The organism is Mangrovibacterium sp. (assembly GCF_041596335.1).
Classification (GTDB): Bacteria; Bacteroidota; Bacteroidia; order Bacteroidales; family Prolixibacteraceae; genus Mangrovibacterium.
This window is the reverse complement of sequence record NZ_JBFHIT010000012.1, coordinates 37001-52946: the sequence shown is the minus strand read 5'-3', so window position 1 is coordinate 52946 and position 15946 is coordinate 37001. Positions and strand designations below refer to the sequence as shown.

Below are 15946 nucleotides of genomic sequence, written 5' to 3'. Positions count from 1 at the left end.
AAATCTACTTTACTTCTTCAATATTCACTATTTCCTCTGCCCTACCGAACTTCCGTTCAGAGAAGCCGGCTAATATGGCTAAGATCGCAATCACGACGATAGCAAAATAAACGCCTGAGGGAACCGGTGGTGGATCGCCTTGCCCATAAGAGTGCATTCCCGACAGGTAATAATTTACGCCAAAGAATGTCATCAATACGGAGCTAAAACCAACTAACGAGAGGAAACTTAATACATAGTGGCTGTAAATACCAGGAACCTTTCGAAGATGAAGAATAAAACTATACACCAAGATTGTTACCAAAGCCCAGGTTTCTTTTGGATCCCATCCCCAGTATCGGCCCCACGATTCGTTCGCCCACACACCTCCAATAAAAGCGCCGATCGTTAGTAATACAACACCTACAATTAGAGCCAACTCGATAATTATTGATAGTTCGACAATCGTAAATGAAGTTGCTTTCAAATTCCTACCCGTTCGAACACTCATAAACACAAGATTTAACATGCCTAAAAGCGCAGCAATACCTAAAAATCCGTAACTGGCTGTAATAACGGCAACATGCACAATTAACCAATATGATTTTAGCACTGGTACTAAATTCGTTATTTCAGGATTCAGCCAACTCATTCCGGCAACCATTAAAATTAATCCGGTCAGAATTGATGTTACAGCCAATGTGATTTGTGATTTTTTCAAGAACACAAAGCCCGAGAGCAGGGTTGCCCACCCTATGTACAAAAGTGTCTCGTAGGAGTTACTCCAGGGAGCATGCCCTGAAATATACCATCGTACAGCTAGCCCTGCAGTATAAACGACAAACAACAACGCGACACACCAGTTTCCAATCTGTAAAAGTGAATCGACCTTTCTTGTCGCACTAAAAATCGCTAACAAGTGAAAAATCAACAACACCAATCCAAACAACGCGCAAATTTTAGATAGCAAACCGAAGACATTCAAATTATTATAAAGAATCTCGAGCTTGATTTTACTGACGGGCAAGATTAACTCCGATCCATAATCCTGCTGAAAACCGATTAGTTCATCAAGGGACTGATTTGCCAATGAATAGTTCCCTGAAAGCATGGCCTCTTGAAGTGCCTTGAGATAGATCGTCATCAACCGTTGGTCGGAGGCTAAATTTGCCCGCTCTCCCTGAAAATAATCGGATTCTGTATGCCAGGTTTGATTCTCGTCATTTTTATCCGGGAAGACCCTCAAAAAAGTACCGTTAAAAACCTGATAACAGATATTGACCCGTTCGTCAACACTGATAACTTCTTTATCAAATTTATTTCGACTGTTTGGTTTCTTCTGATAAGCTTCATCTACCAAATCGCGAAGCTTATAAATACCACGACTGGCATCAACCAACTGAGCAAAACTTGCGAAATCGCCTATAATACTCAACTGACTGGCAAGCTCTGAGTTGGCAATCTTTATAATTGGCTCATTTTTCCATGCTTCGGGCATGGCGCTCATTCCCAAAAACACCTCTGTTGCCGATTGCCCCTGATAGGTATTTTTGCGTGTAAGCTTGCGCAACACTTCTGACGCCAGAGTGTTGATTGGCTCTATTCTCCCTTGCCTGTCCTGAACCAATAATTGATCAAATGCTTTAACATGCTCATTATTCATGTTCACATTTGAAACCTGTCCTTCGGAGAGTGCAGGTAGCAATAGTGCCAGTAGCACAAGGAAAGCGGCATTTTTACGCTTTTGTTTTTTAACACGCGAGGCACTGCGTAGTAAAAACTGAAAACGACTCGATTTATTGAAGAACGAAAATATCATTCCGATAGACATTAGCAGATATCCCAAATAGGTGACCTGCGTACCTAAACGATCGAAACTTACCGATAAGACAGTTCCCTTTTCATCCGAGTCGTATGATGATTGGAAGAACCGATAACCACCATAATCCAGAATGTTATTCATGTAGATACGAAAGGGTTTTTGTATGTTTTCTTCGGAGTCGAGCAAGGTAACCTCGCTGGCAAAAGACGAAGGACTCATCGATCCGGGATAACGCTCAAGCTGAAAATCATTCAATTTCAGTTCAAAAGGCAATTCAACAATCTTTGCGCCATAAAAAAGTTTCATTTCCACCCCGTTCAAATTGACCATCGACGACTCATGCACCTGTCCTTTCTTCCCGAAAACAGCAAGCTGCCGACTATCGTCGCCGATCCGAATATTCAGAAGCACAGCATCATTGGCCATCTCCCCATTTTCAAGTTCCTGTGATTTCACCACCTTGCGCCCCCTCGGCAAATAGTTACGAAGCACAAACATATCTGGTCCGAATTGAAACATTTGCTGAGTCGTTAACGGATGTTCTATTTTCGGAATTAAAGGCTCGTCGATTTCACCGGTCATTGTTATTACCTGCAATGTATCGGGAGCAGTCATACTCAAGCTTGGCCCCGAACGCTGAATACGAATCGCATTTTCAGATTTGTCTCCTTCGAACGATAAAGAGAAGTTATTTAACGATGCTGTTTCATTTTGAGAAAGAACCAAATTTCTCCTTACTCCTTGATCAAGCACGATTAACTCGACAACCGGACCTCCTGTTTCGTCAGCCACTACTGACTCAATTCCGTTAGGAATGAAGTCATCAATTTCCAATACCACTTCAAGCCCATCAATAAAAACGGATTTGCTAAAATTAGCGTAGGTATAAGGAGACAAGGAAACGGGCCATTCTTTAGTGATCTCCTCCCCTGCTTTGTCGGTTGCTTCCAGCCGGATATAGGCCTGAGTTGTAACCATTATGTTACTCGAATCACCTTCGCGAATATGCATTGTCCCTTCATAGCTATAAAATCGAGTGATTGCCGCACCAACCAACATGACAATAAAAGCCAGATGAAAGAGTACCATGCTCCACCGCTTCAATTTAAACGCTTTATAATAAAAGAGACCGCCAATAAGGTTAATCCCGGTTAACGCGAGAAAAACCTCGAACCAAATTGCGTCGTAAATCAGTATTTGTGCTGTTTGTGTCCCATAATCATTTTCAATGAATGTAGCGTAGCCAATGGCAATGGCAAATATGACAAACAAACAAGATGTTGTAAGCATAGAAAACAAAACAGCTGATAATTTCTTCATAGTAAATAGCTTAACCGAAATTCACACTTTCGTTGTCTTAAACCGACGAACGGTATAGCAAATAAAAAAACTCCTTTGTTTGGATAAAACAAAGGAATTTTCAGATTTTAGTTTTCAATATAATTACTTCTTCGATGGATCCGGATGCGCAATCCTTTTAGAATATTCTGCGAAATTAAACCCTTTATAGTGTGGGCTTTCTTCATTGTGACACTTCTTACAAACCATCTCGGTAGGCATGATCATCCCTTTGGTCAAGGCTAATTTTTGGTTCTTCATGATACCGGCGGACTTGTAAATACTACCAGGTCCATGACATGATTCGCAAGAAACTCCTTCTTCAACGGTAATGGTTGCGACCAAACTTTTGTCAACACTTGCTGCTGTTGAATGACATTTCAAACACTTTTGATTTTCTTTTTCAGCGCCCTTTAAACTCTCCATTGCTTTCGCATGCGGTCCGGCAGTCCATTTGTTGAATTGTTCGCCAGTTGTGGGCTTATTGTGACATATTTTACATTTTGCGGCACCGATATATTTAAAATCTTGTGCTAAAGCGACCGAACTAACCATGATGGCCAGTCCAAATAAAAGCAACACTCTTTTGGCATTCATAACTTTAATATTTAGTTGATTCATACTGTATTTATTATTTACTCTATATTCATGCCAAACTCGCGATCATGCATGGTATTCAGCCGAATTTAGCAACTTATCTGCTTTTCTCCAACCGTTTCTAAGGATAATTCGGCGATCGCTAAAAAACTCAGTAAAGTGCTGTATGACAGACCGAACAGCTCTCCACCCTCCATGCCTCATCAATATCGACCGGATGTTCAAAATCAAGCGACTCAAACGAGCTCGAATAAACGATATTGCCGGGTGTTCCCTGAGCTAAAATATCATGGCACAAATTACAATCCTTCGAAATTACTTTCCCCGAATCAGACCTGTGGCGATCGTTATGGCAACGAAAACAACCTTCAGCTTCCATATGACCGATGTTGTTCGGATAATATCTCCAGCTCGATCTCATTTCAGGAAAAATGTTGTTCGAATAGTCCCTTTGAATCTGGGCGATAGCTTGTTCAACATCAGCTTTGCGATGGGTAAGCATATCCGGATCAATCATTTCATAATATTCCTTCACCTGAGTTTTTATCGCGTAAAACGCACTATCCTTTGTCGGATATTCCTGATTCAGAGCGATCATCGCCAACAACTTAATACTCGGCAGATCCTTTGAAATTCGTCCTTCAGCGAGCGACTTGTCAATAAAGTTCTGCGGAACCTGGTAGTCGTGCGATGGACGGTTATGGCAATCCAGGCAATCCATTACCCTAACTTCCATAGCATCCAATTCCACTTCTGTATAGCTGTTTTCACTGTCGGTGAATACCACCGATTCTCCTGTTATAGAATTGGTATACCTCACCCAAGGAATGACTTGCCGATCTTCGGAAACTGCTTTGTATTCAATTTTAACCTCTGGGCTAATGTGCTGATGGATGCCCTTCTCTACTCCATTGGCCGTCATTTTGGAACTTGTCTTAAATTGAAGGTGAATAATATTTTCAGTATTAGCATCATCAGCGAGAAAAGCATGCTGAATGCGCATTTTGCGATCGTAAAATTTCTCTGGCCAATGACATTGTTCGCAGGTTTCACGTGCCGGTCGCAAATTTTCGATGGGAGTGGGAATAGGTTTCGGATACTTTTTTGCCAATACGGAATAAACCTGGTACAAACCGGATAATTTGCTTTTGACGTACCAGCTGGCACCCGACCCAACATGACATTCAACGCAAGCGACACGCTCATGCGATGATCCATGGTAAGTTGTGTACTCCGGCTCCATTACCTGATGACAAAGTTTTCCACTAAATTCAACCGATTCGGTATAATGAAAAGCCTCGTAGCTACCAATAGATGAAATAATGAGAAGAAATACAGTTCCAACAATAAATATAATACCAGCATTCCGGACGGCAGGATTATTAAAATCAATGATTGGCCATTTAAGCGGCTCACCCTCTTGTTCTGCTTTGCGGGCGCGCTTACTGTTAATTCGCATTCCTACCGGAATAAGAATTAATCCGAAAACCATAAATGCCGGTAATACAATGTAAATAAACAGGCCAATATAGGATCCACCAAAGCCAAATACGGAGTTCAGCACCATTAAGGATACAATCGAAGCTAAATTAAAAGTGGCCAAAACAGTCCCGGTAATGGAGATCCAGTTTTTTATTGATGATGGCAACTTCATAGGCCTGTTGATTATAAAAATTAGTTCAATAACTCAAACTAAGGTTGAAAACTTAACGAACAAATTCAAATAGGCCATTTTAAACAGATACTTTTTCGTGCGAATCAGCGCCAAAAATCGCCTATTGAAAAATCAGCCCCGATTTGCCTTTTCGTCGTCGGGGGTACCCTTTAGATGATGCCACCCGGTAATGATGCTTTTATAATTGGCAAACGGAGTCTTCCCTATTGTCGCGATATATAAATGAATGATTAGAAAAATAGAGATAAAAAAACCGAGCGCTGAGTGAAAAACTGCTGTGATAAAGATCCCACTCATATTGTAAACTTTCTCAATAATTAACTCTGGAAACAGAAGAGCAAATCCCGTAACAATTACGCCGGGAACCGCCATATACATCGTAATAACATAGGTATATTTTTGCAGCGGATTGAATTTCCTTTTTTCTGATAAAGGATACGGAGCTTCCATACCATGAAACATCCCCCATGCATAATAATAGGCTTGTTTCATTGGTCGTTTCAGGAATGACCTTGGCTTTACAATGTAATAACGACCATTGGACGTAACTAAGTTACCAATAAAATAAACGAAATAATTCAGTGTCACGATAACTCCGCAAACATTATGGATATCAATAGCTTTATCGAAACGTACGACAAACACTGACTCGACACCAGCCTGCAGACTGATTCCGGTAATGATAAGAATCAGAATACCGACAGCATTAATTGCATGCCAAATTCTCAGCCAAAGAGGGTAATAATATATTTTGTTCTCAGTCATCGGATCTATTTTTTTAAGATTCTGAAAATAACATGTACCAAAACACCGCCAAGCACTCCGATCAGTATTACAATACTCAACCACCGCAAGAAAGGCACTTGGTGCGTTCCAATCACGTACGATTCATTGGAAATCAGATTTCCGAACACGCCCTTCTCACCTCTGTTTTGAAGGTTTTCATATTTATACAGCGATGCTTTTAGCTTCGAATTTGCAGAGTGACATTCGACACATTTCTTTACCGCCTGCGATTTGGGTAGGATGTTATGGGAGACCATCAGGCTATCCTGGACTTCTGTGTGACACTCAATACACCTGACATTTTCAAAATGCAGCTGCTGATTTGGCAACCAGCTATGCACTTTTACGAGCTCCGGGTTTCCACGCCCCGAAATCATTTCATACCGCTCCATCGAATTGTGACATGAGAGACACATTTGGTTGCTATACGCCACAATTTCCTTTACACTGCTACTAGTTCTTGCTGTTGCCGTATAGGTGTGCTGGCTGTGACATTTCGCACAGGTAAACAAATCACCGTAGACCCGGGCATGAACACTCTTCTTAAACTCTTCATCAATTCGTTCAAATTGATACGTTGCAAAAGATTCATCCCCGCCATGACAATCCAGGCAGGTATTCATTGGTTCAAGTTTCAGGTTGGATTGGTGGGGATAGGCAGTATAATCAAAAGAATGACAGTCAACGCAATCAAAGACGTTGTGTACTCCCGTTCTCATAGCCAAGGTATCCATAACGTAGTATGGATTCATCAGCCGTTTTTCTTCGCGATCCATCAATTCATTATGAAATGAAAAAGAATGATTGGAGTGACATTTCAGACACTGATGTTCTTGCGGTTCGTCATAATATTGAGCACTTAAATGCTTTAAGTGACCGAAACAGATAACAAGTAGTACAATTAGGCATGTCCTCATCGGAACGTATTTTATAATTTTATGTATTACAGATCTCACCCTCTCATTTGAAATGTACGAGACAGATTCAAAATAACCTGCTGTTTCTTTCCGAAGGAATTGATTCTTAACCAAAATGGTAATATCTCGTTCGTAGATATTACCATTTCGGTTAATCTATATCTTAAAAACTACCACATCCATAAACGTGTGATTGTAAATCCAATAGCAAAATTATCTTTCTCTATCTTACTAAAGTTATTCATCATGTTATTCTGTTGAAGTATGCTGGATGAATTCCCCATATAAATAGAAAACACGTGTGTATAGGTTGAAATTTCGTAGCCAAACGACAACGTTGGCTCAGGGTGCATTTGATCGATGTAAGAAGCTTGCTCCGACAACTTATCAATTTGCAGAGGAGCGTCGAAGGTAGCGATTATTGCCCCCTGTGGCGACACTTTCATGCGGCCGTTTAGGTGTAATCCAACTCGGTCGTGATCGTAGTTTTCTGTCACCAGGTTGGCGTGAGAGAAACTGATTCCGGTTTGAAGGGACAAAGCATCAGTAAATTTCCGCCCAATGATTATTTGGCTGAAGTAAGCCAAACGATCAGAAAAAGTCATTCCTGAATCAACTTGGTCCTTTTCACGGCCATCAATTGCCAAATTACCGTAAAGCGTCACAAAAAAAGGGATCCGATCGTTAGTCGTCTGTTTCAATACATTCCACTTCAAATTAAAATCGGTGTTCATCAACTTCCTCGAAATTCCTGCGCCTATCTGCACATTCTCAACCGGAACGTAATTTAAACCCAACCGAATATCCTCTGCCGGCGCATAAATCCCCCATAAATCAGAACGTCCATTTTGAATTGATCCGAATTTATGCTGAATCACAAATTCAAGCGTTTTTGCCGATGGCATGAAAGAGGTTTGGTTATCAATCAACAAAGCGCTTGCAAACGCGTCCATCACCACTTCGTCTTTTTCCGCTTTCTCCTGCGCCCACAGATTGGTACAAACAAACAGACTTATAATAATGTATAATAACTTCTTTTTCATTTTTCAAGTTCTTTTAGATTATCACTAGTTGTTCTTTGCACCTTCTGTAATCCATGTCAGAACCAGCTGCGCTTGTGCCGAAGTGTACTGATGGTGCGTATGGCTCGTCGAGTTGGGTTCAATAAGGGAATATATCAAACTAGCCGTAGGTGTAGTTACATTGACATACTTTGCATTGCCAATACTAGCGTAGGCGTTTTCGGCTGTCAGGTCGGGCGATTGTCCACCCGATTTGTGGCACGACGTGCAGCTTCCGGCAGAAAAGATCGGTAAAATGTCTTGCGTAAAAAATACGGTTTCCTGCCCATTGCCGCCTCCGTCAATAGGCGGCAACTCTTCGGTTTCAATAAAATTGTATTCACAGGCATTGAACAGCATTCCCAATACGGCTGCAAAAAGGAATAGTTTATATTTTTTCATATTGGTACCTTTTAGCTAAAATTGATTAAAAAAAAGCTTCTGTTTTATGAGAAGCTTTTTCCTATTTCTCTACGATTACTCAAGTGCTTTGATCGAATTCTTCAGCAATGCGTCAATATAATCCGGGTTGTGTACCCCCATGCTTCGATCTTCTTCAACGGTAACATAGTTAAACAAGGCACCGGCAACATCTATCGGTAATACATTGGGATTCGAGTAACTTCCGATTACTGATCCGGTAGCGCTTAACGCTCCTTTGGCGATCAACAATGCTTTCAATTCCGCCTGCATCTCTTCAATTTCAGTCTGGAATCCACCAATATCGAAATTAGTTGCCCCCGTGTGGCAAACTTTACAGGCATCAACCTTAGGCATAAATGAGTGATCTCCATCCTTCATGTGACAATCAGTACATCCGGCTTCGCGGTGAGGGTGTGACTTAGTTCCGGGATAGGAAACGCCACCTGAAACAATCGTTTCATAACCACCAACGCCTTCTAGCAAAGTACCCTGAGGGCCGTGGTGAGGACCGTAACGACTTGAGGTAATCGAATAATTTCCACTTTCATCGCCCTCTGGTGCGCCAGATCTGGGTTGGTGACAATTAACGCAAAGATTTGAATTGGAACCCAAATCGACTAAATATCCATTAGCAGTAACTGCGTCCACAATTACGCCATCGTTTGTTCTCAAGGCATAATCCTGACCATCTGTTTCGAAATCGAAACTAACGTGCCCGCTATGGCAGGTCTCACATCCAATACGGGTCGGTGCCGCCAAACTGGCCATTAGTGTATCTCTTCCAGTAAAAACGACCTCAACAAAGCCTTCATGAGTGTGGCAAACAGCACATGATTTCCGGCTATCACCTCTACCGGCATAGATATAAGTTGGATCGGGTGTATGAGGACTCAAGGCATGAACGGAAGTCTCATATTGCGATTCAACCAAGCTCATATTTTCACTGTTATGGCAAACAATGCAAGTTACATTGCCATCGGCACCGTCGGCACCGTCAGCACCATCCATACCATCCATGCCATCCAAACCGGCAGGACCTTCTTTCACACATGAGGGGATAACAAAAAGCAACAATACTGCAATTGTCAACAATCGGATTATCGTTCTGATCTTCATAGTATTAGATTTTATAACACATCAATAAACTCAGGTTTAATCTTCGTTAGATTCTACTACCTAAATATAGGATTGTGTTTGGGTTACAAAAAACCAGAACAGATGATATAAGGAAGTGTAAAAATTGATATATGTCAATCAGCCATTCTTGCTGATCAGTTGGAGGTCATCTTCTTTCAAAATTTCGATTTCACGTCGGTTATGCCGCACGATTCCGGAAACTTCCAATTCTTTTAAACTTCGAATAAAACTTTCTTTGGTCATCCCTGACATATCGGCCAGTTCCTGCTTGTTCAAATTGCAGTTAAATGGATTGGACTGGTAAATCTGATTTTTGAGGTATAACAATGTGTCGGCAACACGACCGGGCATGTATTTTTGAGTTAAACCAACCAAACTTTCAAGCATCTGAATGTTTTGTCTGTTGTTATATTTCAACAATTCATAGGCAAAGTGACTATTCCGAGCCAAAACCTGGTGCAGACGGTCAGAATCAATAAAACAACACTCAACCCGTGTAATTGCGGTAACTGTAAAATGGCGAATATCATCGCTAACGACTCCTCCGGCTGTAATTAAACTATGGTTGGATAAAATGCGCAAAATTACATTCTTCCCACGCGGACTTTCGGCTACTAATTTCGCCATTCCTTGCCTTATACAAACAAAATGGGTGGTTGAGGTTTTTTGCTTAATGATTGTCTCTCCGGGATTAAAGACGATGTTCTGCTTGCATTGCATAAGGTATTCCAATTCACCAGGTGACAACGATTTAAAGATAACTGCCTCGTCTTCCGGGAAACAATTAACACAGCAATTCTTATTGCAGGTTATACAGTCTTTTCGTTGTGAATCGTCGAACATGGGCTACTACTACTTATGCAACAAATTACATTATTTCATAATTACATACTAAAATTAGGTTATTTTAGGAGAATAAAATCATTTTTCAAGCTCTAAATTACACAACCTGAACTTACACTAAACGTTACACCTGAACCTTAAATACTTAGCTATTTCCCAAACCGCCATTATGCTCCAAAGCATAAGAAAACACGCTCGATAAAATTCGCAAAAACCGTATGATTAACACTATACACAATTCCGAATTTTCACAATTAAGGTACATTGAACATGGGATTACGCTTCACAACAGCCTGTCTCTCTCAAGGTCATCTTCTCCTGTTTTCGATCCAGATTCACCTTTTTGGACACCTTTTCTTCCGGCTTCCCTCAGTGCTCTATTTAAGATCCATTCCAATTGTCCGTTAACACTTCGGAATTCGTCTGATGCCCATTTTTCCAGTGCCTCATAATCACTTTGACTCAAACGTAAAACAAACGACTTTTTACCGGCCATACGATCTTCCTCCTTAAAATTAGCAACGTATCGGAATTCGGAATCGCCCCCCGCAAACACCTTATTTGATAGCCTAATAGATACTTCCCGTGTTTACTACCGGAGTCGCTTCTTTATCGCCGCACAATACAACCATCAGATTGCTTACCATGGTTGCCTTTTTATCTTCATCCAATTCAACAATTCCCTTTTTACTCAACTCGTCCAACGCCATTTCAACCATGCTAACAGCTCCCTCGACAATCTTAAATCGAGCCGCGACAATTGCAGTCGCCTGCTGACGTTTCAACATTGCCTGGGCAATTTCCTGAGCATACGCTAAATAATTAATCCGCGCTTCCATCACCTCGATACCTGCAATTGACAACCGCTCCGTAACTTCCTTTTCAAGCTCATCATTCACCTCTTCACCTCCACTTCTCAGGGTAATTTCGGCATCCTGGTCTTCAAAATTATCATAAGGATAGAGGCCTGCTAATTTCCGAATCGCAGCTTCTGTCTGTATCGTAACAAAATGCTCAAAGTCATTCACATCGAAGGCTGCTTTGAAGGTTTCAGCCACCCGCCAAACCAATACAACTCCAATCATGATCGGATTCCCGATTTTATCATTCACCTTAATCGGTTCGCTGTCGATGTTTCTGGCACGCAACGAGATTCTCTTCTTCACAAAAAATGGATTTGTCCAAAAGAATCCATTCTTACGAATCGTTCCTTTGTACTCTCCAAACAAAATCAAAACCGAACTCTCGTTTGGATTTACAATAAGAAAGCCGGGAAGTAAAAAGAAAAACACAACCATTCCAATAGCGGATAGTAAGATCAAACCTCGCGTAATTCCAAAAATCACCATGAGGATTATAAAGATTTCAAGCGCAACTGCAAAATACCCCGAAATTCCAGAATAATGCTTTTCCATGATATTGTATTTATTGATTTATATTGATATCATTTTAATATCATCAAGGTAAAATAAAAAAGCATCTCTTTCAAGATGCTCTTCAATATAAAATTTCAACTACTAATTTAAATTCAATTCGATATAACCGATCGATTTCGTCTTCAACGTATCGTAAATTTCGGCGAACTGCCAGATCGCGTTGAGGCTCGACCGCTTCGGTTCATTAACCAAGTCGGTAAATTCAGTGTCTTTCTCTGTCGCGTAATTTAACTCCGACTCGAAAAGATCATCTTCCGATTTCAACAAAAATTCTAACCATGTAAATGTTTTATCCATAAGCATCAGATTAATGTTTAATTCATCTAAATAACGCTTAGGATAAGCCAATATTGCTTCCGGAATCTAAATTTTTGTTAAAAGCAAATTATTCTTTTCGATAATCTTACGAAGGTTTATTAGCGCATAACGCATACGTCCAAGAGCAGTATTGATACTGACATCGGTACGCTCGGCAATTTCCTTGAAGCTCAATCCCAGGTAGTGCCTCATAATAATCACCTGACGCTGGTCGTCGGGTAATTCGTCAATTAGCCGGCGAATATCTGCGGTGATCTGCTCGAAAACGAGCTTCTCTTCGATATTCTCGTCCGAAAATTTGGCCGAATTAAACAAATCGAAATCTGAATCCTCATTGGAAAAGGTATTCAACAAGCGTTCCTTTCGGAAATGATCGATAATGAGGTTGTGCGAGATCCTTAACACCCAGGAGATAAATTTCCCGTTTTCCGTATACTTGCCGGTTTTCAACGAACGGATAACCTTAATAAAGGTATCCTGAAAAATATCTTCAGCCAACGCCTGATTTTTTACAATCAAGAAGATGTAAGTATACACACGGCTCTTGTGGCGCTGAATAAGTATTTCAATTGCGGATTGGTCACCCTTAATGAACTTTAAAACGAGCGCATTGTCATTCTCTACAGTAGTGCTGAACATTACTTTCTATTTTAATACTTGGTTAATACAAAGTAAAATTCATCAATAGGCAATCCGTTTAAAAGGTGAGTTAAAGTATTTCTTAAATTTGCACTCGGTAAAATTCTTTGTTTTTTGTTAAAAAAGCAAATTATTTGTAAACAAAAATTAAGCTATCAGAATGACAGACAGCAAAAAGGCGCAAAATATACACATAAAAGGAGCTCGTGTCCACAACCTAAAAAATGTAGAGCTACAAATTCCGAGAAACAAATTCATAGTGGTCACGGGCCTGTCAGGCTCTGGAAAATCATCATTAGCTTTTGACACGTTGTATGCCGAAGGGCAACGCCGCTACGTTGAAAGTTTGTCATCCTATGCGCGGCAGTTTTTAGGGCGCATTAATAAACCTGAGGTTGATTTTATAAAAGGCATACCTCCGGCTATTGCAATTGAGCAGAAAGTCAATTCCAGAAATCCCCGTTCGACTGTAGGAACCTCAACCGAAATATACGACTACCTGAAGTTACTGTATGCCCGAATCGGCAAGACCATCTCACCCGTTTCAAACACCGAGGTTAAACGGCATCAAGTTGGAGATGTGGTTGACTTTATGTGTTCATTTGCGGAAGAAACACGGATGTTGGTTTGCGCTCCGCTCCGACCGAAGAATGGTCGTTCCATAATGGAAGAAGCTGAATTACTGCTTCAACAGGGATTTTCGCGTATTGAAACAGCGAATGGAATTGAACGGATTGATGAGCTATTAAAAAAAGAAAAAAGCTCCGTTTGTTCGGATGACTGCAACCTCGTAATCGACCGTTTGCAGGCAAGTCGTGACGATGACAATGTAAGCCGAATGGCCGATTCAGCTCAAACAGCCTTTTTTGAAGGACACGGTGAGTGTATCGTGAAAGTGTACACCGAAAATGGCACTTTAGAGCAACACTTTTCGAATTTGTTTGAGGCCGATGGAATTGAATTTGAAGAGCCCACAGAACACATGTTCAGCTTCAACAACCCGATAGGAGCCTGTCCTGCCTGCGAAGGGTACGGCAAAGTAATTGGCATTGATGAAGATTTAGTCATTCCAAACAAAGCGCTATCGATTTATCAGGAAGCAGTTGCATGCTGGAAAGGTGAAAGCATGAAAGCCTATAAGGAAGCACTCATTCAGGCGGCTGACAAATTCAACTTCCCCATCCACAAACCCTACTACGAATTATCTCAGGAACAACAGGAGTTGTTATGGAAGGGCAACAAATATTTCGAAGGTCTGAATGACTTTTTCAAGATGCTGGAAAGCAACAGTTATAAAATACAGTATCGCGTTATGCTGGCCCGTTATCGCGGAAAAACAACCTGTCCGGAATGCAAAGGCACCAGGCTGAAAAAAACAGCAAGCTATGTTAAGGTGTCCGGAACTGCCATTCAGGATCTGGTTTTGATTCCGGTAAATGAGTTACAGGAGTTTTTTAAGAACATTCAACTAAGCGAACATGAACGGAACGTTGCCAAACGTATTCTAATTGAAATTACCAGTCGTTTAAATTTCCTGTGCGATGTCGGACTAGGCTACCTCACTCTAAACCGCTTGTCGTCTACTCTGTCAGGAGGCGAATCGCAGCGAATAAATCTGGCGACTTCACTTGGCTCCAGCCTCGTTGGCTCACTATATATTTTAGATGAGCCAAGCATTGGTCTTCATCCCAAAGACACCGAACGGTTGATCGATGTTTTACAAAAGCTGAAAAAAATTGGGAATACCGTTTTGGTTGTTGAACATGACGAAGAAATAATCCGTGCAGCAGACCAAATCATCGACATTGGCCCAATGGCTGGCACACACGGTGGCGAACTGGTTTTTCAGGGAGATCACAAAGCTTTACTTGAAGCTAAAAACAGTTTGACTGCTGATTACTTAACCGGACGCAAACGAATTGAAACCCCAAAAATCAGGCGAAAGTGGAACGATTTTATTGAAGTAATTGGTGCTCGGGAAAACAACCTTCAGAATATTACCGTCAAGTTCCCACTCAACACAATGACAGCAGTTACCGGAGTGAGCGGATCCGGAAAATCAACTCTGGTAAGTAAGATCCTCTATCCAGGGTTAGCCAAAATATTCGGAACAGTTTCCGACAAAACAGGACAGCACGACGCGATTAAAGGTGATTTCAAACGGCTCACCGGCATCGAGTTTGTGGATCAGAATCCAATCGGAAAATCATCACGATCGAACCCTGTTACCTACCTCAAGGCCTACGATGAAATCCGAAAATTATATTCGGAACTTCAAGCCTCGAAGTACCAAGGTTTCAAGCCGGCTCACTTCTCGTTTAATGTTGATGGCGGGCGCTGTGAAGAATGCCAGGGTGAAGGCGAGATAAATGTCGAAATGCAGTTTATGGCCGACGTTCATCTGGTTTGCGAAAGTTGCAACGGTAAACGTTTTAAAGATGAGATTTTGGAAGTACAATACCGGGGCAAAAACATTTTCGATGTATTGGAGATGACCATTAACGAAGCCATCGAATTTTTCGCTGCCGGTAAAGGCTCCACGGAAAAGAAGATTGCGCATAAGTTACAACCACTTCAGGATGTTGGGCTGGGATATGTAAAACTTGGACAAAGCTCCTCAACCCTATCCGGAGGTGAAAGTCAACGGGTTAAGCTAGCAGCTTTTCTGGCGAAGGAAAAGGATAGCCCTACCCTTTTTATTTTCGACGAACCCACTACCGGTCTACATTTCCATGACATCAATATTTTGCTGGTGTCTTTTAATGCACTAATTGCCAGAGGGCACAGCATCATCATTATCGAACACAATTTGGATGTGATTAAATCAGCCGATTGGGTGATCGATTTGGGACCTGAAGGAGGTAAAAACGGAGGAAAAATCGTATTCGAAGGAACACCGGAACAACTGGCAAAAGCATCCAATTCATTCACCGGACAAGCATTGATTGAGAAACTCTAGATCGATCGTAAAAAAA

13 protein-coding genes are annotated in these 15946 nt (G+C 41.3%); 1 reads left to right on the top strand and 12 read right to left on the bottom strand.

Annotated features, from left to right (window positions below):
- Positions 1-4 precede the first annotated feature (4 nt).
- From ccsA to ABZD21_RS06500, 12 genes are all read right to left on the bottom strand, one after another.
- Positions 5-3121: a cytochrome c biogenesis protein CcsA gene (gene ccsA, locus ABZD21_RS06555; RefSeq protein ID WP_372773820.1), complete on the bottom strand. Its 3117-nt coding sequence runs from the start codon at positions 3119-3121 to the stop codon at positions 5-7.
- Between the two features lie 123 nt (positions 3122-3244).
- Positions 3245-3736 carry a multiheme c-type cytochrome gene (locus ABZD21_RS06550; protein ID WP_372773818.1) on the bottom strand — a complete coding sequence of 164 codons (492 nt, stop codon included), beginning with the start codon at positions 3734-3736 and terminating at the stop codon, positions 3245-3247.
- Between the two features lie 151 nt (positions 3737-3887).
- On the bottom strand, positions 3888-5390 hold the full coding sequence (locus ABZD21_RS06545; protein ID WP_372773816.1) for a cytochrome c3 family protein: 1503 nt from the start codon (positions 5388-5390) through the stop codon (positions 3888-3890).
- Between the two features lie 132 nt (positions 5391-5522).
- On the bottom strand, positions 5523-6176 hold the full coding sequence (locus ABZD21_RS06540; protein ID WP_372773815.1) for a cytochrome b/b6 domain-containing protein: 654 nt from the start codon (positions 6174-6176) through the stop codon (positions 5523-5525).
- Positions 6177-6181: 5 nt separating this feature from the next.
- Positions 6182-7114 (bottom strand): cytochrome c3 family protein, encoded by a 933-nt coding sequence (locus tag ABZD21_RS06535; RefSeq protein WP_372773813.1) that lies wholly within the window; start codon positions 7112-7114, stop codon positions 6182-6184.
- 170 nt (positions 7115-7284) lie between these two features.
- Entirely contained in the window at positions 7285-8157 is an 873-nt protein-coding gene (locus ABZD21_RS06530; protein ID WP_372773812.1) for a DUF5777 family beta-barrel protein, read from the bottom strand.
- Positions 8158-8181: 24 nt separating this feature from the next.
- The gene (locus ABZD21_RS06525; RefSeq protein WP_372773810.1) at positions 8182-8577 is read right to left on the bottom strand and encodes a hypothetical protein; all 396 of its coding nucleotides are present in this window, start codon (positions 8575-8577) and stop codon (positions 8182-8184) included.
- Positions 8578-8652: 75 nt separating this feature from the next.
- Complete coding sequence (locus ABZD21_RS06520; protein WP_372773809.1) at positions 8653-9714, bottom strand: hypothetical protein; 1062 nt, start codon at positions 9712-9714, stop codon at positions 8653-8655.
- A gap of 138 nt (positions 9715-9852) precedes the next feature.
- A complete protein-coding gene (locus ABZD21_RS06515) occupies positions 9853-10455 on the bottom strand; it encodes a Crp/Fnr family transcriptional regulator (RefSeq protein ID WP_372773807.1) in 603 nt (200 codons plus the stop codon).
- A gap of 692 nt (positions 10456-11147) precedes the next feature.
- A complete protein-coding gene (locus ABZD21_RS06510) occupies positions 11148-11993 on the bottom strand; it encodes an SPFH domain-containing protein (RefSeq protein WP_372773806.1) in 846 nt (281 codons plus the stop codon).
- A gap of 102 nt (positions 11994-12095) precedes the next feature.
- Positions 12096-12311: a hypothetical protein gene (locus tag ABZD21_RS06505; protein ID WP_372773805.1), complete on the bottom strand. Its 216-nt coding sequence runs from the start codon at positions 12309-12311 to the stop codon at positions 12096-12098.
- A gap of 66 nt (positions 12312-12377) precedes the next feature.
- On the bottom strand, positions 12378-12971 hold the full coding sequence (locus ABZD21_RS06500; RefSeq protein WP_372773804.1) for an RNA polymerase sigma factor: 594 nt from the start codon (positions 12969-12971) through the stop codon (positions 12378-12380).
- Between the two features lie 160 nt (positions 12972-13131).
- On the opposite strand from ABZD21_RS06500, the gene uvrA reads away from it, so the two are divergent.
- Positions 13132-15930: an excinuclease ABC subunit UvrA gene (gene uvrA, locus ABZD21_RS06495; RefSeq protein ID WP_372773803.1), complete on the top strand. Its 2799-nt coding sequence runs from the start codon at positions 13132-13134 to the stop codon at positions 15928-15930.
- The last annotated feature ends 16 nt before the right edge of the window (positions 15931-15946 follow it).